The 24,618-nt window shown below is 62.1% G+C and carries 24 protein-coding genes; 16 read left to right on the forward strand and 8 right to left on the reverse strand.

The features are described from left to right. Window positions 1-236: 236 nt before the first annotated feature. The gene (locus J1M43_RS15725; protein WP_033105387.1) at window positions 237-566 is read left to right on the forward strand and encodes a helix-turn-helix transcriptional regulator; all 330 of its coding nucleotides are present in this window, start codon (window positions 237-239) and stop codon (window positions 564-566) included. A 1,230-nt stretch (window positions 567-1,796) separates the two neighbouring features. Here the strand turns inward: J1M43_RS15725 and J1M43_RS15730 are convergent. From J1M43_RS15730 to J1M43_RS15750, 5 genes are all read right to left on the reverse strand, one after another. Then, on the reverse strand, window positions 1,797-3,764 hold the full coding sequence (locus tag J1M43_RS15730) for an AMP-binding protein (RefSeq protein ID WP_052166782.1): 1,968 nt from the start codon (window positions 3,762-3,764) through the stop codon (window positions 1,797-1,799). A gap of 66 nt (window positions 3,765-3,830) precedes the next feature. Beyond that, window positions 3,831-5,228 carry a VWA domain-containing protein gene (locus J1M43_RS15735; protein WP_033105385.1) on the reverse strand — a complete coding sequence of 466 codons (1,398 nt, stop codon included), beginning with the start codon at window positions 5,226-5,228 and terminating at the stop codon, window positions 3,831-3,833. Next, window positions 5,225-6,103 (reverse strand): MoxR family ATPase, encoded by an 879-nt coding sequence (locus tag J1M43_RS15740; RefSeq protein WP_307823551.1) that lies wholly within the window; start codon window positions 6,101-6,103, stop codon window positions 5,225-5,227. Before J1M43_RS15740 ends, J1M43_RS15735 begins: the two co-directional genes overlap by 4 nt. A 115-nt stretch (window positions 6,104-6,218) precedes the next feature. Beyond that, window positions 6,219-6,638: a Zn-ribbon domain-containing OB-fold protein gene (locus J1M43_RS15745; RefSeq protein ID WP_033105383.1), complete on the reverse strand. Its 420-nt coding sequence runs from the start codon at window positions 6,636-6,638 to the stop codon at window positions 6,219-6,221. Beyond that, the gene (locus J1M43_RS15750) at window positions 6,635-7,798 is read right to left on the reverse strand and encodes a thiolase domain-containing protein (RefSeq protein ID WP_033105382.1); all 1,164 of its coding nucleotides are present in this window, start codon (window positions 7,796-7,798) and stop codon (window positions 6,635-6,637) included. The genes J1M43_RS15745 and J1M43_RS15750 overlap by 4 nt, the downstream gene beginning before the upstream one ends. A 400-nt stretch (window positions 7,799-8,198) precedes the next feature. Here J1M43_RS15750 and J1M43_RS15755 point away from each other — a divergent pair, with 400 nt between their 5' ends. From J1M43_RS15755 to J1M43_RS15805, 11 genes are all read left to right on the forward strand, one after another. Further along, window positions 8,199-8,975: an electron transfer flavoprotein subunit beta/FixA family protein gene (locus J1M43_RS15755; RefSeq protein WP_033105381.1), complete on the forward strand. Its 777-nt coding sequence runs from the start codon at window positions 8,199-8,201 to the stop codon at window positions 8,973-8,975. Window positions 8,976-8,984: 9 nt separating this feature from the next. Continuing rightward, on the forward strand, window positions 8,985-9,965 hold the full coding sequence (locus J1M43_RS15760) for an electron transfer flavoprotein subunit alpha/FixB family protein (protein ID WP_033105380.1): 981 nt from the start codon (window positions 8,985-8,987) through the stop codon (window positions 9,963-9,965). Between the two features lie 478 nt (window positions 9,966-10,443). Then, on the forward strand, window positions 10,444-11,289 hold the full coding sequence (locus tag J1M43_RS15765) for a cytochrome b/b6 domain-containing protein (RefSeq protein ID WP_235272325.1): 846 nt from the start codon (window positions 10,444-10,446) through the stop codon (window positions 11,287-11,289). A gap of 152 nt (window positions 11,290-11,441) precedes the next feature. Beyond that, window positions 11,442-12,137 carry an enoyl-CoA hydratase/isomerase family protein gene (locus tag J1M43_RS15770; RefSeq protein ID WP_160175034.1) on the forward strand — a complete coding sequence of 232 codons (696 nt, stop codon included), beginning with the start codon at window positions 11,442-11,444 and terminating at the stop codon, window positions 12,135-12,137. Window positions 12,138-12,421: 284 nt separating this feature from the next. Beyond that, a complete protein-coding gene (locus J1M43_RS17030) occupies window positions 12,422-13,549 on the forward strand; it encodes a CoA transferase (protein WP_206477428.1) in 1,128 nt (375 codons plus the stop codon). A 24-nt stretch (window positions 13,550-13,573) separates the two neighbouring features. Continuing rightward, a complete protein-coding gene (locus J1M43_RS15780) occupies window positions 13,574-14,311 on the forward strand; it encodes an enoyl-CoA hydratase/isomerase family protein (RefSeq protein WP_052166779.1) in 738 nt (245 codons plus the stop codon). A gap of 35 nt (window positions 14,312-14,346) precedes the next feature. After that, window positions 14,347-14,820, forward strand: a complete 474-nt coding sequence (locus J1M43_RS15785; protein ID WP_033105378.1) for a MaoC family dehydratase N-terminal domain-containing protein — start codon at window positions 14,347-14,349, stop codon at window positions 14,818-14,820. Beyond that, window positions 14,817-15,257, forward strand: a complete 441-nt coding sequence (locus tag J1M43_RS15790; protein ID WP_052166778.1) for a MaoC/PaaZ C-terminal domain-containing protein — start codon at window positions 14,817-14,819, stop codon at window positions 15,255-15,257. The genes J1M43_RS15785 and J1M43_RS15790 overlap by 4 nt, the downstream gene beginning before the upstream one ends. 50 nt (window positions 15,258-15,307) lie before the next feature. Continuing rightward, window positions 15,308-16,420 (forward strand): acyl-CoA dehydrogenase family protein, encoded by a 1,113-nt coding sequence (locus J1M43_RS15795; protein WP_206477429.1) that lies wholly within the window; start codon window positions 15,308-15,310, stop codon window positions 16,418-16,420. A gap of 61 nt (window positions 16,421-16,481) precedes the next feature. Beyond that, complete coding sequence (locus tag J1M43_RS15800) at window positions 16,482-17,318, forward strand: acyl-CoA thioesterase II (protein ID WP_206477430.1); 837 nt, start codon at window positions 16,482-16,484, stop codon at window positions 17,316-17,318. Beyond that, complete coding sequence (locus J1M43_RS15805; RefSeq protein ID WP_033105376.1) at window positions 17,315-18,061, forward strand: 3-oxoacyl-ACP reductase family protein; 747 nt, start codon at window positions 17,315-17,317, stop codon at window positions 18,059-18,061. Before J1M43_RS15800 ends, J1M43_RS15805 begins: the two co-directional genes overlap by 4 nt. Before the next feature lie 19 nt (window positions 18,062-18,080). Here J1M43_RS15805 and J1M43_RS15810 read toward each other — a convergent pair whose 3' ends face one another. From J1M43_RS15810 to J1M43_RS15820, 3 genes are all read right to left on the reverse strand, one after another. Then, entirely contained in the window at window positions 18,081-19,100 is a 1,020-nt protein-coding gene (locus tag J1M43_RS15810) for an MBL fold metallo-hydrolase (protein WP_033105375.1), read from the reverse strand. After that, window positions 19,097-19,774, reverse strand: a complete 678-nt coding sequence (locus J1M43_RS15815; RefSeq protein WP_033105374.1) for a TetR/AcrR family transcriptional regulator — start codon at window positions 19,772-19,774, stop codon at window positions 19,097-19,099. Before J1M43_RS15815 ends, J1M43_RS15810 begins: the two co-directional genes overlap by 4 nt. A gap of 627 nt (window positions 19,775-20,401) precedes the next feature. After that, the gene (locus tag J1M43_RS15820; RefSeq protein WP_033105373.1) at window positions 20,402-20,608 is read right to left on the reverse strand and encodes a hypothetical protein; all 207 of its coding nucleotides are present in this window, start codon (window positions 20,606-20,608) and stop codon (window positions 20,402-20,404) included. Window positions 20,609-21,494: 886 nt separating this feature from the next. Here J1M43_RS15820 and J1M43_RS15825 point away from each other — a divergent pair. The 4 genes from J1M43_RS15825 to J1M43_RS15840 all read left to right on the forward strand — a co-directional run bounded on the left by J1M43_RS15825 (window position 21,495) and on the right by J1M43_RS15840 (window position 24,596). Further along, window positions 21,495-22,385, forward strand: coding sequence for an SDR family NAD(P)-dependent oxidoreductase (locus J1M43_RS15825; protein ID WP_206477431.1), 891 nt, complete (start codon window positions 21,495-21,497; stop codon window positions 22,383-22,385). 39 nt (window positions 22,386-22,424) lie between these two features. Next, window positions 22,425-22,577, forward strand: coding sequence for an OB-fold domain-containing protein (locus J1M43_RS17230; RefSeq protein ID WP_206494999.1), 153 nt, complete (start codon window positions 22,425-22,427; stop codon window positions 22,575-22,577). A gap of 87 nt (window positions 22,578-22,664) precedes the next feature. Further along, the gene (locus J1M43_RS15835; protein ID WP_274607518.1) at window positions 22,665-23,330 is read left to right on the forward strand and encodes a PHP domain-containing protein; all 666 of its coding nucleotides are present in this window, start codon (window positions 22,665-22,667) and stop codon (window positions 23,328-23,330) included. 12 nt (window positions 23,331-23,342) lie between these two features. Beyond that, on the forward strand, window positions 23,343-24,596 hold the full coding sequence (locus J1M43_RS15840) for an acyl-CoA dehydrogenase family protein (RefSeq protein ID WP_206477433.1): 1,254 nt from the start codon (window positions 23,343-23,345) through the stop codon (window positions 24,594-24,596). Window positions 24,597-24,618: the final 22 nt, after the last annotated feature.

Consider the following 24,618-nt stretch of genomic DNA (forward strand, 5'->3'; position numbering starts at 1 on the left):
CGAGGGCAACGTCACGACGAACTGGAAACAAGCCCTTGAGCAACTCGCCCTGGCTTACCCCGAGCGAATCAACCCCTACCTCTGACCACCAATTCCGAACCGCTTACACAGAAAACTTGACAAGCCCTCTCATCGACAACCGCGATCTATGTGGGCGTTTCCAATGAGTATCGGAATCGTCTACTCACCCAGGCCATCCACACGCGGTACGGCCTCGACCTTCAGGAGGAACCGCGATGAAGGAAATGGACTACGTCTGGCACCTGCGCGCCAAGATGGCCGAGCAGGGCATGTTTGCTACGACGGATCTGCAGCCACGCCTCGCTGAGCGCGGTGTCTCGCTCTCCCGGGAGCAGACCTACCGACTCGTCACCGGACATCCTCAACGGCTGAGCATGTCGATACTCATCGCACTGTGCGACATCCTGGGATGCACGCCCAATGACCTCATCGAGCCTCGCATCGTGGAGGCCTCGAACCAGAAGGTGGCGGGGGAGACCCTGTCGCCGAAGAGTCGGGTGACGGCGCGGCGCACGACGATCAACCGCCCCGGAACTACGCCGTGAAAGCACTCCCGGAGCATCCATGCTCCGAATGCGGCACGACCGCACCGCGCTCGAAAAGGCTCCCTGAGGGAGGTGGGCTATGCCGCCCGTGCTACAACGCCAGCAGGCGCGAGGAATGCTCCAACTGCCACCGATCACGAACACCCAGCGCCCGAACAAGCGACGGCGCCGCTCTGTGCGGTCACTGCGCCCGACCCAAGCGAGACTGCGCAGGCTGCGGTCGCGTCGACCACGTCACCGCGGTCGTCGACGGCGACGACTACTGCAAACGCTGCCACAAGGCGCCCGTCCGGGCGTGCGGGCACTGCGGACAAGAACGCCCAATCGCCGCACGCAGCCAAAACGGCAGTACCGATCTCTGCAAGTCCTGCTATCAGACCACCGATGCTGAGTGCGTTGTTTGCCATCTCGCGCGGCCCGTTCACACGACGACGTGGCCGATCGGCCCTGTCTGCACCGGCTGCTACCGGCGCGTGCTCCGCACCCCGAACACATGCCCCACCTGCGACCAGGTCAAAGCCCTCATCGGGTTTTCCGAGACGGGGGAGCGGATCTGCGGGCCATGCGCCGGAGCAACACGAGACTACGTGTGTGCTACCTGCGGTGCGGCCGGCGATCAACACTTCGAGCGGACGTGCATACGCTGCTCCGTCACCCTGAGCGTCCGACAGCTACTCTCCTCGGCAACAGGCACCATCCCCGTCCCGCTCACAGAACTCCCGCCGCGCTTGCACAGCGGGGCCGGCCCGACTCGACCATGCGGTGGCTGCTCAAGCCCATCCCGAAAGCCCTCCTGCAGACCATCGGCGCGGAGACCTCGATCACCCATGCCAGCCTCGATGCTTGCCCACCGGGGCAGGCCAGACATCACCTCAGGTCGCTCCTGATCGACGCGGGCATCTTGCCCCTCCGAGACGAACACACCGAGCGACTCGGAACATGGGTAGACGAACTAATCGCGACCCTCCCGCCGTCAAACGTGTCCTGATCGGTAAACGGCGAGGTTGCAGAGAGAACGACCGGCGGGCGCTGTTCCGCTCCCACTACTGCTTCGACCGGTTCTGCTACATCCCCGGCATCGACGGCGCCCACAAACGAGGGGACGTCGGCAGGTTCGAGGAATTTAGACACGCCGGATGCACCTGGCTCGGGCAGCCAGCACTGCGGCGAGCACCTCTGCTCCTGCCCGGCACGCGACTCAGCGCTACATGAATGTTCAGTCTTCGTCGCTCAGCCAGCACTCGGCCCACTAAGCATGGCACTCGGTTCGGATGCGCGCCGCGGCGACGCCTTCAAAGCGACTATCAGCCCGTCCAGGACAGTAGGGTCCTCGATCGTCGCCGGAACTTTGTATGTCTCGCCATCGGCAATCTGGCGCATTGTCTTGCGCAAAATCTTGCCAGTGCGGGTTTTTGGGAGCCGGTCGAGGATGGTCACGTCGCGGAACGCGGCGATCGGCCCGACGTGCTCTCGAACTAGAGATACCAGTTCGCGCTGAAGTCGCTCTTGCGAGATCGCGACGTGGGCTTTGAGAGTTACGAAGCCGGCGGCTCTCTGCCCCTTAATTTCGTCATAAATCCCGATGACCGCGCACTCGGCCACTGCTGGATGCATCGTGAGGACTTCTTCGAGAGAGCCGGTTGAGAGGCGGTGTCCGGCGACGTTGATGACGTCGTCCGTTCGGCCCATAACGAAGACGTATCCGTCTTCATCGATATATCCGGCGTCTCCCGTCGAGTAGTAGCCGGGGAAGGCAGTCAGGTAAGAGTGGCGGTACCTCTCCGCGCTTCCCCACACCCCAGTTAGAGCGCCGGGCGGTAGTGGGGTTCGTAGCACAATGTTGCCCTCGGGGCTGGAGCCGCGCGGACCGGTGCCGGTTAGGTCGTCTCCCCCGGTGCCGAGGATTCGAATGTCATAGCCCGGCATCGGCACCGCGGTTGATCCTGGTTTCGGTTGGAGCGCCTCCACTCCGACGGGGATCGCGCAGATCGGCCACCCAGTCTCTGTCTGCCACCAGTGATCCACGATGCGGACGCGTAGGCCGTCGTTTGCCCACCGCCATGTTTCGGGGTCCAACCGCTCGCCTGCGAGGAACAAGGTCTCCAGCGATGCGACAGCTCCTTTCGACAGCTGCCTGAGTTCCGGGTCGACGCGCCGTATGGCGCGCAACGCTGTCGGTGCTGCGAACATTGCCTTGACGCGGTAGTCGTGCACCACACGCCAGAACTCACCGGCGTCTGGGGTTCCAACCGGTTTGCCCTCGAAGAGCACGGTCGTGGCGCCAGCCAGAAGCGGCCCGTAGACGATGAATGAGTGCCCCACGACCCAACCCACGTCCGATGCGGTGAACATCGTGTCGCCGGCACCGATGTCGTAAACGTTACGCATCGCCCACGATAACGCGACGGCATATCCGCCCGTATCGCGGACGACACCCTTCGGGCTACCGGTCGTTCCCGAGGTGTACAGAATGTAAAGGGGGGCGGAGGAGGCAACCGGAACTGGTGGGGCTGGTTCGGCCGTCGCGACGAGTCTGTCCCAGTCCAACCAGGCGACGCCTGGCACAGTCCCTGCCATCTCGTCCGCCGAGCCGGGAATGCCTTCGCGGTCGCAGACGACGACTGTTGAGACGATGCCTTCCGCCGCTTCTAGCGCCTTCCGTACTAGCGGAAGGTATTCGACTACGCGTCCCGGCTCCATACCGCCTGATGCTGTGACGACGACACTGGGTCGGGCATCTGTAATCCTGACGGCAAGCTCTGTTGCTGCAAACCCACCGAACACGACGGAGTGAATTGCGCCCAGGCGGGCGCATGCGAGCATCGCTATGACGGCCTCGGGTGTCATCGGCAAGTAGAGCAGAACACGGTCTCCTGTCGTCACGCCAGACGACCGCAGCGCGCCAGCGAAATGGGCAACGCGCTCGCGAAGTTCTGCGTAGGTGTAGTCCTCCTTGGTTCCATTCATAGCTGAGTGGTACCTCAGGGCGATGTGGTCTCCATGACCAGACTCCACATGACGGTCGAGGCAGTTGAAGCTCATGTTCAGCGTGCCATCGGGAAACCAGGACCACTCGTCTCCGCGCGGCACCAGGGCGTGACGCGGAGCGGTGGTCCAATTGATCGCTCCCGCTGCCTCGAGCCAAAACCCCTCGGGATCCTCCAGGCTTCTCCGCCACACATCTCGATATGCCGTCATGGTTATCTCCTTCTCATGACTTGATTCCCCGAACCAGTCGCCATCGGCCGCCGCGTTTGAGGTTGACTACGTCGACGGAAGCATCGCGCTGACGAACTCGCCAAGTTGTGCGATCGAACTACACTCGTGCATTTCGACTACGTTGGCGTAGTCGAATGCCGCGGAGTCACCCGTTCCCCACATCTTCTCTCGTTCGGGATTGAGCCAGAACGTTCGATTCGACCGCGCCCGGATCTCGCTGAGCGGGCCGAGGCCTGGATCGCGGTGGTTAGTGCGTGCATCGCCGAGGATGAGCACCGAACTACGCGTACCAACCGACTCCAGGTCGCGAGCTACGAACTCAGCAAAGGCGGCACCATAGTCGCTGCTCGAGGCTGCGCTCTGCACGCGCGCACTCCCAACAATTCGCGCGTGCAGTTGCTCACCGTCCTCGTCGCCGTCGACGGAGATGAGGTCGGTTACGTCCGCCATCGCATTGATGAAGGCGTATACCTTTATCTTCTTGAATTGGTTCTTCATCGCCTGTACAAGGAGCATCGTGAAGCCGGAGAAGCCCGACACGGAGCTGGAGACGTCGCACAGCAGAACCAGGTCCGGTCGACGCGGGTGCGGCTTCGAGTAGACAAGGTCGATGGGAGTCCCGCCGGTTGACATGGACTTGCGCATCGTCTGCCGGATGTCGATCGTGTTTCGATACCTGTGTCGCCGCTTCGCCGCGAGCCGAGTCGCCAGCCGGCGAGCAAGCGGTCGCACGCTGCGGCGCATCTCGTCGACCTGCTCGGCGCTGGCGCTCAGAAAGTCGATCCGTTCGATCTGCGCCTGCACCGCGGAAAGAACCATGCGCTCACGCCCGCGCGTCTCGGTAGTGCGTCGCCTGGACTCCCCATCTACGTGCTGCCGGAAGCGTTCTATGAGGTATCGCACGTGGTCGCGGGGTGAGGCACCGCCCAATTCGATGACGGCGTCGTCGTCGCCGCGCATGTCCATGATGCGCGCGAGGAGGTTCTGGGGTTGCACCTTGTCGAGCGTCTGCTTCGAGGACCACCCAGGACGATCACCGGCGATCAGCCCGAATCGATCGACGGCTATCTCGGCGAGTTCGTCCAGTGCGTAGAGATCCGCGGCCGCGAGTGCTTCGACCAGCATGTCACGCAATGTGCCGACGCCTAAGTCAGCGGGGACCTGCTCGGTGGAACGGGACCGACCGACGCGTCGCGGGAAGTAGATGTCGAAGACTTCGTCGAAGGTCTGTCGCTCGCTGTGCTTTCGCGTCAGAGTGCCCGCGAGCCCTTCGCGCAGGATGCTTCGATCGGTGACGCCCACCCGGGTGATCGCATACGCCGCATCGATCGTATCGCCCGTACCAGCCATTATCCCCTTGGTCCGCAGTGCATTGACGAAGTCGACGAGTCGTTGCTGCAGGCCATAAGCGTCGTCCGTGACGGCGTGTCCGCCCTCTGTCATGGCGCGAGAACGCTTTCCATACCCACTAGTCTCTGTGCCTTCTCGTGGTCCGAGCGGTGCTTGAGAATCACCCCAAGTGAGTTTCGCATCATGTGTTCGTCGAGCGCGACGGCGCCCAACGCGAGCAGGGTGTGGGCCCAGTCGATCGTTTCCGAGACGGAAGGAGCTTTGCGCAGCGGCAACCCGCGCAGGGCATTGACGACCCGCACGATCGACGTCGTGAGCGAGTCCTCGAGATCGGGAACCTTCGCCCGGATGATGCGTTCCTCAAGGTCGCTGTCCGGATAGTCAATGTGCAGGAAGACGCACCGCCTGCGCAGCGCCTCCGACAACTCGCGACTGGCGTTGGACGTCAGCACCACGAAAGGCCGTTGGCGTGCCCGCACCGTCCCCATCTCGGGAATCGTGATCTGGAATTCTCCCAGGACTTCCAGCAGAAGGCCCTCAATCTCGATGTCGGCCTTATCAGTCTCATCGATCAGCAGTACCGTCGGCACTTCGTTGCGGATGGCGGTCAACAGGGGCCGGGCCAGCAGGAACTCCTCGCTGAAGATATCGGCACTGGTCTCGTCCCAGCTCTCATCCTTCGAAGCTGTGATGCGCAACAACTGCTTCGCGTGGTTCCATTCGTAAAGTGCTCGCGCCTCATCCACCCCTTCGTAGCATTGCAGCCGGACGAGTGGCGATCCGGTCGCGTCAGAAACCGCTTGCGCGAGCGCCGTCTTGCCAACTCCTGCGGGGCCCTCGACCAGCAGGGGCTTGCCCAACTCGCTCGCAAGGAACACGGTAGTCGCGACCGCCTGGGAAGGTAGGTAGCCTACCGAGGCCAGACGCTCGTGCACATCGGCGACAGAGACGAAGGACGCGGTGCGGATCATGTTTGGTCTCCTAGGTGGACGCCGCGCTGGCGGGCGACCCGTGGCTCGCGTCTGCGCGTCGACCGGTCTCCCGTCGCCGCGCAGGGTCGCGCGACGACGCGAGAACTTGACGTTATCGCGCGACGGGGCGGAACCGAGGAAGTGCCGCCTCGGCGTTGGTCTTGTGGAACACAACCTCCACTCGGTCCCCTATCTGCACATCATCTACGTCGCATTCGATGATGTTGGTGAGCATCGAGGGACCCTCGTCAAGAGTGACAAAAGCGAGCACGTATGGGCCGACGCCGCTATAGTGGCCGAGGCCCTTGCGGGTGATCGCGAATGTGTAAATCTCGCCCTGACCTGCCGTCTCAAGCCACTCGGTATCGAACGATCCGCAGAACGGGCATAGTGTACGCGGGTACCAATGTGCCTCGCCGCACGCATTGCAGCGCCGGATCAGCAGCTTGCCCCGGAGGGTGGCATCCCAGTACGGCTTGGTCTCCGGGTCGATCGTGGGCGCCGGGCTGGGCAGCACTGTTGTCTCGGTCATGAGTCTTCCCTTCCAAGAATGACGGTCGCCGCACCCATCCGGGTCGGTAGGCTGCCACCGGTGCCGTGCGCGATTGCCAGCTGGGCGTTAGGTACCTGAACCGCGGGATGGGCCTCGTCGCGGAGTTGACGCACCGCCTCCAGTACCTTAGTCATCCCTCCACGGTTCGCCGGATGGTTGTTCGCCAGACCCCCACCGTCGGTATTGAACGGAAGCTTGCCAAATGGCGCCTGAAGGGTGCCGTCGAGCACGAACTCGCCGCCTTTGCCCTTCTCGCAGAAGCCGAGGTCCTCGATGGTCTCGAGCACCGTGATGGTGAAGGAGTCATAGATCGACGCGTAGTCGATGTCCTGCGGCGTGACTCCCGCCTCCGCGAACGCGGTCGGGCCGGACCAGCGCGCACCAGTGAACGTGACATTCACCTTGCCGCCGTTGGTGTGCTTGGGAGCCTCGCCGTGCCCGAGAACCTTGACCACTGAGCGTTCGAGATCGCGGGCCACCTCGGGAGAGACGACGATGAGCGCCCCCCCGCCGTCGGTGACGACGCAGCAGTCGAGGCGATGCAGCGGATCGCTGACCATTGGCGAGTTGACCACCTCTTCGACGGTCACAGGCGTGGACAGCAACGCGTTCGGGTTGTGTTGCGCGTGAATCGACGCGGCCACCTTGATCTCGGCGAGTTGCTCGCTCGTGGTGCCAAACTCATACATGTGTCGCCGGGCGGCAAGCGCGTACAGGCCGTGAACCGTCGGTCCGAAAGGCGCTTCGAAGGCATCCTCCGAGGCTCCGAAACCATCCATCACGAGATTGCCCATCATCTGCCGGGGCAAGCCTGCCAGCGAGATGAGCGCGATCGAGGCCTTGCCTGCCTTAATCGCTGCGGCCGCATGGCCGATGTGGGCAATATAGGACGAGCCGCCGGTCTCGGTCGAGTCGGTGTAGCGCAGCTTCAAACCCATGTAGTCCGCCATAGAAATTCCGCCGAGACCAGGCGCGTCCCCCGCGCAGAAGTATGCGTCGACGTCGGAGAAGCTCAGTCCCGCGTCCCGGAGGGCGCCTGCGGCGACCTCCGCGTGCACCTGGCCGAGAGACTTGTCAGGTATGACGCGTTGTGGATGCTCGTACGCACCTGCGATGAACGCGGCTCCGCGAATACTCATTGCTTACCTTTCATGGTTCTTCGGGACTTGCGTGCACGCTCTGTCGGAACACATCCCATCTAGCGGGACGCCGGCGACCGCACAACAGGGAGCCCGACCGATTCGGGTTGAACCCGGCGGTTCAACTGTATGCCACACTTCCCTCCATGGGAAGCCGCTCGTTGTTCATATCTTGGTCGATCACCTCGCCGTAGCAGGTCGACTCGCGCACGTCGGGGTCGGCGAGACTTGCCTGGCGCGATGTGGAAGGGACCCCCCTCTGGACCTGATTATTTTGGTCGAGTGTGGACCACTACGCTGAACTACCCGGTAAGGTCATCTTCAGAGTTGCCCTCCCTGCAAAGCGATAACGGTTGCCACCCCTGGGCACCGATGACTTCGACACAGATCAGGAGCCCCCATGAAGATTGCGGTGCTGGTAAAGGTGGTGCCAGACACATACGGAGATCGACTACTCGATCTGGAGACAGGTCTCGCCGATCGAGCTGCTTCGGAGAAAGTGCTCGATGAAGTGTGCGAACGCGCAATCGAGGTCGCGCTGAAGATCGCGGACGCTCAGCCTGATACGGAGGTCACGTTGATTTCGATGGTTCCTGACCAGGCCACGTCAACGCTCCGCAAGGGTTTGGCTATGGGGGCGACATCCGCTGTGCAAGTGGTCGACGACGCGCTCGTCGGGGCCGATCTGAGCCTCACCGCTGAGGTTCTCGCCGCTGTGCTCAGACGTTCAGATTTTGATCTGATCGTCGCAGGCAATCAGTCTACCGACGGGGTGGGCGGAGTAGTTCCCGCCATGCTAGGCGAGCTGCTCGACATGGCAGTCATTACGTCGCTCAACACTGTTCGGATTACCTCCGATTCCGTAGCCGGTGATCGCACTTTGGAGGGGGGCACCATGGCCGCTTCAGCGTCACTTCCTGCGGTGATCTCAATCACTGAGCAATTGCCTGACGCGCGTTTCCCGAATTTCAAGGGGATATCGGCAGCCAAGAAGAAGCCGCTTGAAACTCTGTCGCTCGCGGATCTGGAGGTAGATCCGTTGGATGCGAACGCTGCGCGGTCGATCATGATCGCGGTCGCCGCAGCTCCGCCGAGGTCGGCCGGAGTGAAGATTATAGATGAAGGCGACGCGGGATCGCGGCTCGCTGATTTCCTGATACAGAAGCGTCTGGCCTAAGGAGCGGGCATGTCGCGATTCAATTCCGATTCGATTCTGGTTCTGCTGGATATCACACCGTCGGGGGAGTTGGCGAAGTCCTCGGCCGGGCTTCTCGGCGCTGCCTCCGCCTTGGGGACACCTGTCGCGCTCGTCGTTGCAGCCGAACATGCTGCGCCAACTCTCGCTAAGGCCGCCGCCGACGCGGGCGCTGCCGCGGTACTGCTTGCCGCCACCAGAGATCCTGAGTTGTCGGCGCCCGTCGTGGACGCGCTGGCGGCGGCAGCCGAACTCGTGCACCCGCAGGCGGTCCTCATCTCTCATTCCATCGACGGGCGCGCCGTCGCTGGCGCCTTCGCGGCTCGCACACGTTCCGCGCTCTGCATCGATGCCGTCGAGGTGAGCAGGGATCCCGAGGGCATTGTCGCCAGCCACTCGGTCTACGGTGGCTCCTATAACGTAACGAGTGCCGCTACCTTCGGTGCTCCAGTCATCACCATCCGCCAGGGTTCGATAGAGGCACGCGCCGAGTCAAGGCCTCTCGAGCGTGTGCGGCTGGACGTACGGTCTTCCGGCAAGGTCGTTGCGAAGATCGATGCACAGGAGGCAGTTGTCTCCCGCTCCGCCAGGCCGGAGCTGCGAGGTGCCCCGAAGGTCGTGGCTGGCGGCCGAGGCCTCGGCTCCGCCGAGAAGTTTGCACTTGTCGAGGAGCTCGCCGATGCGCTGGGTGCCGCAATCGGAGCGTCGCGTGCCGCCGTCGACGCCGGATACGTACCGCAGACGTCTCAGGTGGGCCAGACCGGTGTCTCGGTCTCGCCGCAACTTTACGTCGCGTTGGGAATATCCGGCGCGATCCAGCACCGCGCGGGAATGCAGACCGCGAAGACGATCGTCGCGATCAACAAAGACGCAGATGCGCCCATCTTCGACATCGCGGACTTCGGAGTCGTCGGTGATGTGTTCACTGTGGTTCCCCAGCTGATCGAGGCGATCCGGGCGAAGAAGGGCTAGCGCGGTGTCGACACCCACCTCAATCTGGCGACGCGGTCTACCTAGAGAACACGGTGGTCAGCCGTGGCCTCCGGCTGGCCTCGGACCCGACATCCACGTTTGGCCTTCGCCTTCGGCCGCGGCGCTCGAGCCCAAAGAACCTCAGGGCTCCGTCCTCGATGAACGCACGACCACGGCGCGTCGGGGGTTGCCTCGGAGGGCCGGGGGGGAAGCGTGGCCGCCCGCGGATTTCACACCCGCCTTGAGAGCTGGGAGCGACGAGACCGCAACCGATCTCGAGGACCCGCCTCATTCCTACGCACGGGAATCGGCTTCTTCCGACGAGCAGGGACCTCTTGTCCCTCCGCCTGCCGAAGATGGCCGCCTCAACCCAATACACCAACCGAAGCCCGAACCGAAGCGTTACGGCCCGTTCACAATGCGGCAATGGGTCGGTGCTGGCGTTCTCGCGGGCGTCGCGTTGCTCGTATTGGCAACCATGGTCGTGCTCTTTACCCGCTGGCTGGTCTCGGTCCCGTTCATGCGGGATTTTCTCGCGACGTATCCGGGCGAATATGAGCTACCAGAGGGCGCCCCGATCGGATTCCCCGCATGGCTAAACTGGCAACATTTCTTGAACGTGTTCCTCCTGGTCCTAATCATCCGGTCGGGCTTGGAGGTGAGGTTTCAGAAGCGTCCGAACGCGTTCTGGACGCCGCGGTGGAACAAGGAACGCAAGATTAGTCTTGCAGTATGGTTCCACCAGTCGATTGACGTTCTCTGGCTCGTCAACGGTGTGATCTTCGTCTTCCTTCTCTTTGTGTCCGGGCAATGGATGCGGATCGTTCCGACGAGCTGGGAGGTGTTTCCGAACGCGCTCTCCGCGGTACTCCAGTACTTGTCACTGGACTGGCCGATCGAGAACGGCTGGGTCAACTACAACTCGATCCAGCAGCTAACGTATTTCCTGGTGGTATTCGTGGCCTCTCCGCTCGCGGCTGCGACAGGCGTGCGGATGTCGGGAATCTGGCCCACGAATGCTCAGCGGCTCAATGTGCTCTACCCGATCGAGTGGGCGCGGGCCGTGCATTTTCCGACGATGGTCTTCTTCGTACTGTTCATCGCGGTTCACGTGACTCTGGTTATCGCCACTGGAGCGCTCCGAAACCTCAATCACATGTACGCGGCACAAGGCTCAACCGATCCTTTGGCACTCGCAGAAAATTGGACGGGGTTCTGGATATTCAGTGCGTCGCTGTTACTCATCGTTGCGGCCTGGGTCGCCGCTCGACCGCTGCTTCTGGCGCCGATCGCTCGGCTGTTCGGCTCGGTGAGTTCCCGCTGAGGTGCCATTAGACCTCACGACGATCACTGTTCTCGCGGAGCTGGTTCGATCGCCGGGCCTGAAAGGACTACTGATATCGTGCGAAGCTAACCGGGAACGGAAGAGGAAGTGTGATGCGCAGGGAGCGAGTACGGACTAGTTTGCGCGACGGTGTGCTCGACATTGCACTTCTCGATGCAATCATGAGCTCAGGACAGAGCGCTGAGTTGACCGATGTGCTGTCAGAGCACGCCGAGGATAGAGATGTGCGCGCTGTGCTACTCCGGTCCGAGTCTGAGGACTTCTGCGTCGGCGTCGACGACGTGCGAATCGTGAAGCGGATCTACGGTCCCACGCCGGCGGATGCACTTGCGGCGATCCGTGTGCCGGTCGTTGCTGTCCTGACCGGCCGTGTCGAGTCCGTAGGTCTGGAGTTGGCGCTGGCGGCTGATGTCAGGCTATCGGCATCCGATGCATTCTTTCGTCTCTCTGAAGTCTCTGAGGGGAGGTTGCCGTCGTGGGGTGGCACCCAACGGCTGCCTCGTGTGATTGGTCAAGCGGCCGCCCTTCGCATGATCTTGTTCGGCGAGCGAATGGAGGCGATGGAGGCTCTCCATCAAGGTCTTGTGCATGAGGTCGTTGCCGCCCCACTCGAACGGGCCGCTGAGTACACATCTATGTGGAAGGCTCGCGCTCCACTCGCTTTGGAGTACGCCAAGGAAGCGGTTCGGGATGGCGGGGAGCTCCGTTTGAGAGAGGGCCTTGCTCTCGAAGCCGACCTGAATACACTGTTGCAGACGTCGCGAGATCGCGCGGAAGGCATCGCCGCCTTTCTTGCTAAGCGGACGGCGAACTTCCGGAACGCCTGATGGGACCACTCACGGGAGTGGAGGTCTGCATCGACGGGGACCGAGGTGTCGCCTCTGAGGCGGGCGATCTGCTCTCGCGGTACGGCGCCTCAGTTCGTGCCTCCGGCGAGTTTTCTCGGTGTGCAAGCGTGACAGTATTCGGCCGCGGCTGCAGTCCGGGGCGTGCGCGGATGAGTGGACCCGTGGCGCCCTGCCAGGGGCTGCCCGCGGCGGCGCCCACTCGCGCCGCCGCGGGCCTTCTGGCGGTGGGTGCGCTCGCGGCAGCCCGTGTTGGTGGAGAGGTCGTGGTCGATGCTGACTCAGCCGCCATTCTTCTGCTGCAGCCACTCGTGCTGGCGCACTGGTACTCGGCACCGACGCCGGTACGGGTGACTCCATTGCGTATCGGTGCAGGGTGGGTGGCGACAGAGCTCGGGGCTCCCGGAGACGATGATCTGTTCGCACTCCTCCGCCGGACGACCCTATTTGACGATCCTGAAGAACTCAGCACGGCCGCGCAGGAATGGCGATTACCGGTTGTTCCGTATCGCAGGGAGCTCACCAGTCGTCATCTGAGCCGGGCTCGACTCGATCACCACGAACTGTTGAGCCCTGGTGATCGACTTCCGCCAGAGGTGTCTTCGATTGCCGCGCCTCCGCTGGCCGGCGTCAAGGTGATGGAAGTCACGGCGATGTGGGCGGGTCCTCTCTGCACATGGCTGCTCGCGCAGATGGGGGCGTCAGTGCTCTCGATCGAATCCGATGCCCGGCCGGACGGGATGCGAGCGCCGAACGGGGGAGGTATCTACCCTGGCGGTCTGCTGATACCGGGCACGAACGATCGGTCGGCGATGTTTTTGGCCCTGGCTGAGGGCAAACAGCGCGTGAACCTCGACCTTCGTGTCCGGGATGACCGCAAAGCGTTTGACGATGCCTGTGCAGAAGTGGACTTGCGTGTGGATAGCCTCTCCCGGCGTGCTCGCGATAACCTCGGGATCGACTATTGGGGCCAGAGCCGAAGAGGACCGGCCATCGTTCACCTGCCGGCGTACTCGTACGGCCCCACGCGTGATTGGGTGTCGTACGGCACGCAGATTCACGCCATGAGCGGGTTGGCATGGCCTCGTGGAACCGACGAGCCGATCCCCGCGGCTACGGCCTATGTCGATGCGCTCGGAGGTATTGCCGGAGCCCTGGCATCCGTCGCAGCGCTGTATGCGGCCACGCAGCAGCACGAGCCGCCCAGGCTGACAGCAAGCCTCATGGATGCAGTCGAGACCTTATCGGCCGATAGTGACCGCGGTACTTTGCTCCGGGGCGACCCGATGCCTCGGGTGAGCGAGCTAGTGGAGTCGCACGCGGCCCGCGCAGCGGAAGTGACCGTGGCCGGTCGTCGCGTGCGCCATCCCGCTTCCCCCTTCATCTGGGCGTGACGCGATTGTCGCTATGCTCCCCACATGAATAACATAGACGACGTGGTCCGGGTTCAATTCGGCGTGGACGGGGTGGCCGAGGTCGTGCTAACTCGGCCAACGAAGCTCAACGTGGTGAACCTGCGCATGCGTGACGCGCTGATCGAGGCGTTCGCCGCGGTGCGGGACTTCCCAGATCTCGGTGCGCTCGTATTACGCGCGGAAGGGGCTCATTTCTCCGCCGGGGCGGATATCAGCGAGTTTGGCAATGCGGAGTCCGTCTTTGAGGCGCGCCGTATTCGGTGGGATCGCGACCCGTGGTACCTCCTGTGGAGTCTGCCGATACCGAAGGTCGTCGCTCTACACGGTTATGCGCTCGGCTCCGGCTTAGAGATGGCACTGCTCTGTGATCTGCGGATCGCCGCCTACGGTACGAAGGTCGGACTACCGGAGACAAAGCTCGGTATGCTGCCAGCCGCGGGGGGTACGCGTTCTATAACTGCGTGGGTGCCTCCATCAAAGGCGATCCCGTTCATCATGGCGGGCGAAGCCATCGATGCGGCGGCCGCCCGCGATCTCGGCCTCATTGATGAGGTATTGCCAGAGGGGGTCGACGTGGATGACGCGGCCATGGCATACGCACGACGTCTGGCGGCCCTCCCCAGGGCTGCGGTGCGTGCTGCGCTCAGCGCATCGAAAGCCGCACATGAACTCCCTCTCCGCGAAGGTCTGGTTGCAGAACGCAGGCTTGCTTACTTGACTGGCCAGTTCAACTACGACTAGCGTGAAGTTGTCACTCAACGTGGAGGTGCGCTCAAATGGAGCATGGCGACGATCTGGTCGGAAAAATTCTTGGAACTGTGACGTTCCCCGTCGAAGCGGGAAAGGTTCGCGAGTTCGCGAAGAGCCTTCACGATCCCAACCCTGTATTCCGGGAGACCGAAGAAGCCCAGCGGGCCGGTTTCTCGGCGATTCCAGCCCCTCCGACCTATTCGGTGGTTGCAGCGCACTTCAATGAAGGTGATAGCGCGTTCTCGTCGTTGGGTCTCGACCTGGCTCGGGTCCTTCATGGCGAGCAAACTTGGACTTACCACAGGACGCCCGTCGTGGGCGACGTTCTCACCGGACAGACCCGAGTCGTGAGTGTCGAGAAGAAGCCCGGCAGTCGCGGCGGGGTGATGACTTTAGTCAAGCTCGGAACCGAGTATCGGGACCAGAATGGGGAGCCTGTTCTCACCGAGGAGTCGACAGTCATCGAGACTGCTGCCGTTGTCGGAGGTGGGGAGAAATGAACACCGATGCAGCCAAGCCGCTGAGCGCGAACGAGGCGGAGGTCGGACTGACTTCTCCCGTTTACACTGTTGGGCCGATCGGACGTACGGACATCGTCAAGTACGCCGGTGCCGGTGGTGACTTCAACCCCATTCACCACGACGAGGTCTGGGCCGTATCCATCGGGCTCCCGTCCGTATTCTCCATGGGCCTGTTCCAGGGTGGGCTGTCATCACGGCTGGCGTCAGACTGGATTGGACTGAAGAACCTGACGAGCTTCGGAACACGTTTTCGCAGCCAGGTATGGCCGGGCGAAGTGCTGAAGATCCGCGGGGAGATTATTGAGGTTGTCGCCGGGCCAGACGGCACTGCTGTAAAGGCCGCGATTACCGTGACCAATGAAGACGGGACCGACGTTAAGGTTCAGGCGTTGGCGACTGGAGTCCTTCCGCGTTAGGAAGAAGTGGCCGGTCCGTGCCACGACGTTTCGAGTAGAGAGAGTTATCGATGCAGTTCGAACTTAGCGAAGATCAACTGGACTTTCAGAAGAGCCTGCGGCGGATGATCTCCGATCGCTCGCCGATGAAGATCGTCCGGGAGGTGATTGAGACCGAGCCGGGCTGGGACGAGGGTCTGTGGCGGCAATTTGCCGAGCAGGCCGGATTGCCCGCATTGCTGGTGCCCGAAGAATACGACGGTGCGGGCGCGTCTCTCGTGGAGGCCATGATCGTGATGGAAGAGCTCGGCCGCGGCCTCGTTCCATCCCCCTTCTTCGCCACCACCGCGTTCGGAGTGGTTCCGATCCTCACTTTCGGCTCCGAATCCCAGAAGCAGCACTTGCTCCCAGGCATCGTGGCTGGGGAAATCACGGCCACCACTGCGATCACCGAGCCGTCCGGCAATTGGAGCCCTGATGGTGTGGAGATGGTTGCGGACGGTAGCGATGATTCCGTCACCTTGACCGGGACGAAGTCGTTCGTCATCGATGGTCACACGGCCAACAAGATTCTCGTGGTCGCACGATCGGGCGACCAGTATGGGTTGTATGTCGTCGATGGCGATGCCCCAGGGCTCTCTCGTACGAAGCAGACGACTCTCGATCTCACGCGCCCAATGGCGACGCTGGAGTTCGACAATGTCGCCGCTACCGCTCTCGGCGAGCCCGGAAGCTGGGACCGCATCTCGCACATGATCGACGTCGCGGCGACGCTCCTTGCCGCCGAGATGGTCGGTGCGATGGAAGCAGCGATGACCATGGCAGTCGAATACGCGAAGGTTCGCAATCAGTTCAGTCGCGCGATCGGATCGTTTCAGGGCATAAAACACCGCCTGTCTGAGATGGCATTGGAAGTCGACACGTCTCGGGCTGCGACATGGTACGCGGCCCATGCGGGCGCCGAAGAACTTGAAGACTTTCCGACTGCGGCGCTCGTGGCGAAGGCAACAGCGGCAGCCGGCTTTGCGTTCACCGCGTCCTGGGTAGTTCAGGTCCACGGTGGTATCGGCTTTACATGGGATCATGACGCCCAGCTCTACTACCGGAAGGCCAAGTCCACCGAGCTGCTCCTGGGTTCGACCGCTGATACCTGGCTACAGTTGGCCGACCGGCTTGGAGTCTGATCGGAATTACGTCCACACTTGCTGCCGAGTTTCGCCCGATCAGAGACAGGAGTTGTACTTCGTGACCTCATTGTTGGATATTCTCTCCGTCGAACCGCAGGGACATGACATGTTTCTGGGGTCCTCCTCGGGGATGATCCAACATCTGTTCGGCGGGCAACTTCTCGGACAATCGGTGGTTGCTGCAGCCCGCACTGTGGAGGGGCGCGAGATCAATTCGCTGCACGGTTATTTCTTGCATGACGGCGATGGTAGGCGCCCCGTTCAGTATGAGGTGCAGAGAACACGGGATGGCCGTTCGTTCAGTTCCCGTCGGGTGGTGGGGTATCAGGACGATCACAAGATATGGACGGCGGATCTGTCGTTTCACACCGGCGAGGCGGGCATCGAGCGGGCTGAGGAGCAGCCCCCTAGTCTCGCACCGGAAGAACTTCCGTCCTTCATGGACGGGATGAGATCCACGGTGGGTACCGGTAGCGAGTGGAATGACCTCGACATCCGGTGGGGTGGACCTTGGCCACCTGCGGGTAGGGCCCCCGCGGGTATGTCACCACGGAATAGCTTCTGGTTCCGGTTCAGCAAGGAACTTCCGGACGATGATGCGGTTCTCCACGCAGCCGTTCTGGCCTATGTCTCGGATCTTTCGTTTCTTACGCCCGTTATATTACCTGATGGTGCGTTTATGTGGTCTCCAGGAGTTCGGGCGACCTCGCTAGACCATGCTGTGTGGTTTCATCGTTCATTCTCAGTTGACGAGTGGCTGCTCTACGATCAGTACTCACCGGTCGCATCCCGAGGCCGAGGCTTTGCGATAGGCGGAATTAGTGCAATCGATCGTGGGCGCGTCGCGAGCACTGCTCAGGAGGGATTGTTTCGGTTCAAGAATGAGGTTCGATGAGCGATGTGGACAGTAGGCCGGTCGCTCTCGTCACTGGAGCGTCCCGCGGTATTGGCAGGGCGATCGCGATTGATCTTGCGGCGGCCGGCTTCGACTTAGTACTCGGTTATCACAGCGATAGACAAGGCGCTGAAGAAACCGCCGGTCGAGTAGCATCCGGCAGCTCAGCGGTTTCAGTCGGAGCCGACCTTCGCGACCTAAGCTCAGGCAAGGTTTATGTCGACGCGGCGCTCGGGCGTTTTGGTCGTCTGGACGCACTGATCAACAACGCAGGCATTGCTCGCGACCGACGTATCCGCCGTATGACGGACGCGGACTGGGCGGATGTTCTTGCGGTGGATCTGGGCGGGGCGTTCAGTTGCTCACGTGCAGGTGCCAGCGCCCTTGCCGAGTCTCCGCGAGGCACCATTGTCAACGTGTCGTCGATTGTGGGGATGAACGGTAACGTGGGGCAGGCGAACTATGCCGCTGCTAAGGGTGGACTGCTGGCGATGACGAGATCACTCGCTCGTGAGTTCGCACCCCAAGGCGTCACGGTGAATGCTGTCGCGCCAGGTTTCGTGCTCACCGACATGACGCTGACGCTGCCTGCGGAGATCATCGAGGCGAACATCGCGGCGACTCCTCTGGCGCGTCCGGGCGAACCTGAGGACATCGCATCCGTGGTGGCTTGGCTGGTCTCGAGTGCCGCGCGCTTTGTCACGGGTGCGGTGATCCCGGTCGATGGCGGCCTGTCTCTCTGACGTGGCCACGTCGAGGAGACTACTCGGTGGCCACGCCTCGGAGATAGTCGATATGCATCGCTGTCTGTGCGACAGCCGAGAGGCGCATGTATCCGTGGAGGTGCTCCCAGCCCGCCGTCCAATGCACCTGTTCGGCGACTCGCCAGACACTGGGCCTCTTCATTTCGGACGACATAATGGACTGCACTTCGTCCGAGCGACGGCGATGATGTCCAGTCGTCTCTTCGACACGGTCGCGAAGTCCTTTGAAGGAGTACCCATGTCCGGGGTGCACCATATCTACGTCCAGGCGAGTGAGCGCTTCCAATGAGTCGAAGTAGCGTGCAAGAGGATCCCGTTGTGACCGCCCGCCACCGACGCCGAGACCAATGCCAGGATGCGCCATCGGCAACAAGGTATCGCCGCTGAACAGGGAGAGAGATTCCTCGTCATGCAGGCAAATGCTGCCCTCAGTGTGTCCTGGAGTGTGAATTACCCGCAGTCGTCGACCAGGAATGTCGAGGACGTCGCCGTGATCAACTAGCACGTCGGCGTTCACGCTGATCCCGTCTCCCAGGTGCCTCTGTCGCCACAGCTCGGTGTAGAGTTTCGTGCGCTCGGCCAACGGTGCGCCCCAGGAACGAAGTCTTCGGAAGAAGTCAACGGCGATGGACAACGAGGCACCACTCCCCGCTGCTTCCGCCTCGGCGCGGTGCATTACTACCGGCGCACCACTCTGCTCCTTGAGCCACGGGGCGAGGCCGGTGTGATCGGGATGGAGGTGGGTGGAAACAATGGTTTTCACATCCGCGAGATGTTTCCCGATTTGCCCGAAGGACGACGCCAGCCTTGCCCGATTGTCAGCGGTATCCCAGCCTGGATCGATGACATGCACTGCTCCATGGGCGTCGGTGACGAGGTAGGTGTAGGTGTGTCGAACGTACTGGTCGCCCTTAAGGGGTAGCGGCACCGCCCAAACGCCCGGCTGGACCTGCAAGGTATCGGGGAGATGGTGACCGGTCCACGCTTCGAACTGGCTGTGATTCGGCCGGAGACTCAACGAATCTCTCCGAGCTCCTGAGCTGAGCCTTGGGTGCCGAGGCCGCCGAGCAATAGCGTGGTGATCTGGCGACTCGCCGAGTCTAGGGTGAGGCTCGAGTTGGGCCGTAACCAGCGCGCCGACCATCCTGTGAGGCCGATAACAGATTGAGCAGCCACGAGCGGGGTGATGTCTTTGCGTACCGAACCATTCTCCTGCCCCCGCTCGATGAGGCCACTAACGTTCGTCACGAAGGTTTTCATCCAGGTTTGGTACGAGGCATCGAGGTCCTCGGGGAGCTCGCGCTGGTCGCCGTAGATGACGCCGTAGTAGTCCCGATAGATCATTGACAACCGGATCTCGCCTTCGATGAGGCATGTGAGACCCTCGAGTGGGTCGGGCTTGGAAAGAGCTTCGGCAACGACAACGTCCGCGCGGCGGAGGACACGCTCGAAGACCTTGCCAAGAAGAAATCCTTTGCTCTGCGCGTGCACATACAAGGTTGGCTTCGCGATGCCCAACTCACTGGCGAGCATCTGCATCGTCGTGTTCTGATACCCGTGCGAATGGAATAGTTCGGCCGCAACCCTCACGATGGTCTCGAGATCCGGGGTGTTCGCCCGCCGCGTGGTAACCGCTGAGCCCGGAGCAACGTCGAAAAAGGTTTCCGCACTCGCTTGTGCGTCTGACATCATTCACCATCCTCGATTTGCCGAAGAGCATCGGTTCAACGGCTCATTCACTGTCAACCCCACCAGGCATTGCCGCCCGCCCGAGGAGCGAGTGAGGGCCGTGACGGATACTTCGATCATGCCATGACCTCACCAGCCAGTTGTGCGACGTCCGTGGTGAGTCCTACTTGCGACCAGCTCGCTACGTCGGCGACGCTGGAGAACTGGTCAGTTTCGGCGTGTGAAGAGTGAACAGTTGCGGGGCAGCCTAGCGAGGGTTTCGCCGCGGTCGTGAGATGCGTCATCGCGGTTCCTGGCGCCGAGCAGCACGACGTTCTGCGCCTCGAGCGGGAGCTCTCCGGATGCGAGGCCGGCAATCTGCTGCCGATCGGTCGGTTGGGCGTCCCAATCGAAGTACTCGAGAGTCTTCCGGGCCGAGAACCCGGCCGCCTTGATCCGCACTCCGTGCTGGAAGCGTTCCGCGCACTCACTTGACGTTCGAGAACGGCAGCGAGGTAGTCCTCGAACGACGAACCCGCGTCCCGTGCATGGTCGGCCATACGAGCGGCGGCCTCGGTGATCCAGCGAGGTTTGAGCGCCCTGGCGAGATCAATGATCTGCCTCACGGCTTCCGTGGTCTGGCCGACGCCATCAGTTGTTCCGGTCGTCGATAACCAGCCCGAAGTCCCGGTCGCGGTCGGCCAGGTCCCGGGTCAGGTCGTTGTCGACCGCGACGGCAGAGGGGTTGCGGAGACGGGCGGCGGTCTCCACGTGGGCCGGGTAGTCGGTGACCGCCGCCCCACACGCTGAATCCCTCGCGTGGTCAGCGACGATCCACCCGTCGGTGCTGACTTTCACCCGCTCCAGGTCGGCAGTGACGTCGACCGTCTCCCGATCACGGAAGGGTCCAAGGACTGGTAGTTGGTGTCGAGGGGAACGTAGTAGTTCCGACCCAACGGATGCTGTTGCGCCAGCCCAAATGAATTGGGATCGGTGGCAACGGCAGCATCGCGGCCCGGTCCGCGTCGAGCCGGTCCACGGGAAGACGTGGATACTGCGGACCATGCGGGAGTTCGCTCTTTGTTCATTGGGTCCTGGAACTGCGTGTTGAAGTCCGCCGGGGAGGTGAAGGGCCGGCCCGGCATGAAGGAGGCCTCGCGCCAACCGTTGCGCCGCGCGACGAGACCCTTGGACTCCGGATCCCGCGGCGTCAGCAACACCCAAATGCGGGGCCGTGATCACCAACACGCGCAAGCAGCTTCGCCGTGCCCGTCTTCGAGCGGGATCTCTTCGGAGGGAACCAGCGATCACACCGCAGCGCATCTGCCGGACGCCACGTCAGCTGGTCCGCCGGGTTGATCGGGCGGAACTCCGGCCGCAGGCATTTAAACCGGCCGGGAACCAGGTTTTCGGCCAGTCCCAGCCGAGCCCGCTCGGCGAGCAACGTCGCCGGCATATCCGGCGTCTCCGCGAGCAAACCTCGCACCCGCGGTTCGAAGGCGACTAACGAGGACTCCGTCGGAGTCCTTCATACTGTGCAGCGCATCCGATCGGACCGCGTTGTTCATCGTCTTCCCACGATACGGGGCGTTGTGGAAATTGTACTCATGAGGTAGATTCAAATTGTACTCGCGTGGTAGATTACTAGCGAAGATGCGCCCGGCGATATGGCAATGCCAGCCGAAAACGTGCTGTTGCGCTCGCCGAGCGCCCGGTCTTGACACAATCCAATGGAGGATAGCTCGTGGGACGTCTGGAAAACCGAGTTGCTGTTGTTACCGGAGCCGGTGGCGGAATCGGCGCCGAGATCGCAAAATTGTTCGCCAGTGAGGGCGCGAAGGTGGTGGTTAACGATCTCGGGGCCCAGGTCGATGGCTCGGGAGTCGACGTCGGGCCCGCACAGTCGGTCGTGAATGAAATCGTCGCGAACGGCGGTGAGGCGGTCGTCAACGGCGGCGACGTCAGCAACTACGATTCTGCGGGAGAAATTGTACAGACTGCCATCGACGAGTTTGGCAAGCTCGACATCCTCGTGAACGTCGCCGGAATTCTTCGCGACAGGATGCTGGTCAATCTCGGCCCGGAGGATTGGCAGGCCGTGCTAGACGTGCATCTCACCGGCACCTTCAATACCAGCAAGCATGCAGCCGTTTACTGGCGGGAGCATCGCGGAGAAGGTCAGTATCGACTCATCAACTTCACCTCAGGGGCAGGACTTTTTGGCTCGCCGGGTCAACCTAATTACGCGGCCGCGAAGCTTGGGATCGTCGGTTTCACGTTGTCCTGCGCTCACGCGCTCGACCGGTATGGCGTCACTTCCAACGCGATCGCGCCGGCGGCAGCGACGCGAATGACGGGCACTATCCCACCGGAACGTGCTGCCGAGATGGGGATCAATCTCGCTGACCTCGCTCCGTCCGCGATAGCGTATCCAGCCACCTACCTCGCAAGCGAGGAGTCCGGGTGGCTGAATGGTCGCGTCGTCGGTGCACAGGGCGGTCGTGTCACCCTCTACGAAAACTATCGCCCCGAATCAACGTTGGTTTCTCAAGACGCATGGACCATCGATGGAATCTTCGAGTCGTTCCCTCGCGCCTTCCACCCGGAGAAGCAGGGCCTTGCTGGCCTAGCGTGACGCTTCCCCTTACTGGTTTCAGGAAGGCGGATCAAGACCGTGACTGAAAGAAGTGATCTCGACGAGGGATTCCGAATGCTGACGAGACTGACCAATGTCGACCTCGAAACACTGTCCATCGGGGCCAGGGTCAGAGTCGCTTGGAACGACCAGGGCGCGGTTTCGCTGCCCGAGTTCGAACCCTTGGGCTGAACATTGGAAGAGTCCGATTTCACCCGCACAGGTGTCCTCGCGCGACACCCTCACACCGCGGGTAAGCCCACCGCAGGGAGGATTCGAATGGATTGTCACCTTCACACGGTGCGTTCCGGAGATGCAGCGACCACACCGGGGCAGATGTTGCGTTGCGCTCGCTCGGCGAAGCTAGATGTCATTGCCGTGACCGATCACCACGCGGTGGATGCGGCGAAGCGGATGCAGGATTCTGCGATCGAATATGGGGTTCGGGTGGTGGTCGGTGAGGAGATACGGACGCCCCTCGGCGAAATCATCGGTTTGTTTCTTCAAGAGCGCGTACCCTACGTTCTGCCGCTCGCAGAGGCTGCCGCGCGCGTTCACGACCAGGGTGGGGCCGTATATGTCCCCCACCCGTTCGATCCGAATCGATCTGGATTGGGACGTCGTGGAATCGATCAACTCGCGGACTCTGGTTTGCTCGATGTGATCGAGGTCTACAACGCGAAGATGACGGACGAGGTCTTGAACCAATTGGCCGCATCGGCTGCTGCCGAGTTCGGCGTGCCGGGGGGCGCTGGCTCCGACGCGCACGATCCTGAGGGAATCGGCGCAGTGTTCATGGAACTCGATGATTTCTCCGATCGAGACGGATTCATCCGTTCGCTCGGCGATGCCACTATCCAGGGCCATTTATACGCCCACAGCAAACGGTTCCGAAGCCGGAAGCCGACACAGTTCGGATCTGCGCGAAAGCAATACACACCATGAAAGGAAGCAAAAATGGATCTGACCTATCCGCCTGAGGCCGAGGAGTACCGTACCCGTGTCCGCGGGATCATTGAGGGTGCCGTGCCATCTGGATGGGAGGGTATCGGGGCCATCTCGGATGAGGTCGAGCGCAAGGCATTCATGCAGCACTGGCGGAAGGTGCTTGCTGACGAGCAACTGCTCGCCGTGTCGTGGCCGAAGGAGTATGGGGGACCCGGGCTTAGCGCGATCGAGCAAGTGGTGATCGCCGAGGAGTTTGCTCGCTACGGTGTACCCGCTGGCGATGAGAACGACATGTTCGGAATCAGCCTGCTGGGCAACACGCTCACTGTGTGGGGTACCGACGCGCAGAAAGCACACTACCTTCCGCGGATTCTCTCTGGGGAGGACCGGTGGTGCCAGGGATACTCCGAACCTGGAGCGGGCTCCGACCTGGCGGGTCTGCGAACCAGCGCGGTGCTGGAGAACGGCGAATGGGTGGTGAACGGTTCGAAGATCTGGACCTCAGCTGGCCACTCTGCCGACCACATCTTCAGCCTTGTGCGCACCGATCCCGAGGCTGAGAAGCACCGCGGAATCAGCCTGCTTTTGATTCCGATGGACCAGTCGGGGGTGGAGGTCCAGCCGATCATCAACATGGCCGGTGACCACATCTTCAACCAGGTCTTCTTCACCGATGCCCGCGCGGCCGAGGAAAGTATCGTCGGACCGGTGAATCAAGGGTGGAAGGTCGCGATGACTCTGCTGGGCTTTGAGCGCGGCTCCGGTGCGACCACCGACGCCATCCGTTTTCAGAACGACCTCGACAGGTTGTTTGAGATTGCGAAGACGACGGGAAAGAACAAGGATCCGAAGGTTCGAGAGCTGCTCGCCTGGTGCTACAGCCGCGTCGCCATCATGCGGGCTCGGGGCTATCAGACGCTCACGAAGTTCCTCAAGGGGGAGAACCCGGGGGCGGATGCGGCGATTGCGAAGTTGGTCTGGAGCGAGTACTTCCAGCGTTACACCGAACTCGCACTGGAGATTCTGGGAATGGATGCCGTTGCCCCGTCTGGTGCCGGTGCTGGTGGCGCGCTTCAGACGGCAGATGTGGGGACGCCCAATACTTCTCGGGCATGGGTGGAAACGGCTTTGTCGGCACGAGCCGCAACGATCTACGCGGGGACCTCGCAGGTTCAGCGCAACATCATCGGCGAACAGTTGCTCGGTCTCCCGAAGGAGCCGAAGGTGGACGCAGGTGCGTTCCGAGAGCTCATCAACACTTGACGAGCAGCGGTTCCGCGGGGCT

This window comes from Microbacterium sp. KRD172, from assembly GCF_017168295.1.
Lineage (GTDB): Bacteria > Actinomycetota > Actinomycetes > Actinomycetales > Microbacteriaceae > Microbacterium > Microbacterium profundi.

Excerpts from the sequence above, each read along its gene's own strand:
- J1M43_RS15725 (WP_033105387.1), top strand. The coding sequence starts at position 237 with ATGAAGGAAATGGACTACGTCTGGCACCTGCGCGCCAAGATGGCCGAG.
- J1M43_RS15730 (WP_052166782.1), bottom strand. The coding sequence starts at position 3,764 with ATGACGGCATATCGAGATGTGTGGCGGAGAAGCCTGGAGGATCCCGAG.
- J1M43_RS15735 (WP_033105385.1), bottom strand. The coding sequence starts at position 5,228 with ATGACAGAGGGCGGACACGCCGTCACGGACGACGCTTATGGCCTGCAG.
- J1M43_RS15745 (WP_033105383.1), bottom strand. The coding sequence starts at position 6,638 with ATGACCGAGACAACAGTGCTGCCCAGCCCGGCGCCCACGATCGACCCG.
- J1M43_RS15750 (WP_033105382.1), bottom strand. The coding sequence starts at position 7,798 with ATGAGTATTCGCGGAGCCGCGTTCATCGCAGGTGCGTACGAGCATCCA.
- J1M43_RS15755 (WP_033105381.1), top strand. The coding sequence starts at position 8,199 with ATGAAGATTGCGGTGCTGGTAAAGGTGGTGCCAGACACATACGGAGAT.
- J1M43_RS15760 (WP_033105380.1), top strand. The coding sequence starts at position 8,985 with ATGTCGCGATTCAATTCCGATTCGATTCTGGTTCTGCTGGATATCACA.
- J1M43_RS15765 (WP_235272325.1), top strand. The coding sequence starts at position 10,444 with ATGGTCGTGCTCTTTACCCGCTGGCTGGTCTCGGTCCCGTTCATGCGG.
- J1M43_RS15780 (WP_052166779.1), top strand. The coding sequence starts at position 13,574 with ATGAATAACATAGACGACGTGGTCCGGGTTCAATTCGGCGTGGACGGG.
- J1M43_RS15785 (WP_033105378.1), top strand. The coding sequence starts at position 14,347 with ATGGAGCATGGCGACGATCTGGTCGGAAAAATTCTTGGAACTGTGACG.
- J1M43_RS15790 (WP_052166778.1), top strand. The coding sequence starts at position 14,817 with ATGAACACCGATGCAGCCAAGCCGCTGAGCGCGAACGAGGCGGAGGTC.
- J1M43_RS15795 (WP_206477429.1), top strand. The coding sequence starts at position 15,308 with ATGCAGTTCGAACTTAGCGAAGATCAACTGGACTTTCAGAAGAGCCTG.
- J1M43_RS15805 (WP_033105376.1), top strand. The coding sequence starts at position 17,315 with ATGAGCGATGTGGACAGTAGGCCGGTCGCTCTCGTCACTGGAGCGTCC.
- J1M43_RS15815 (WP_033105374.1), bottom strand. The coding sequence starts at position 19,774 with ATGATGTCAGACGCACAAGCGAGTGCGGAAACCTTTTTCGACGTTGCT.
- J1M43_RS15835 (WP_274607518.1), top strand. The coding sequence starts at position 22,665 with ATGGATTGTCACCTTCACACGGTGCGTTCCGGAGATGCAGCGACCACA.
- J1M43_RS15840 (WP_206477433.1), top strand. The coding sequence starts at position 23,343 with ATGGATCTGACCTATCCGCCTGAGGCCGAGGAGTACCGTACCCGTGTC.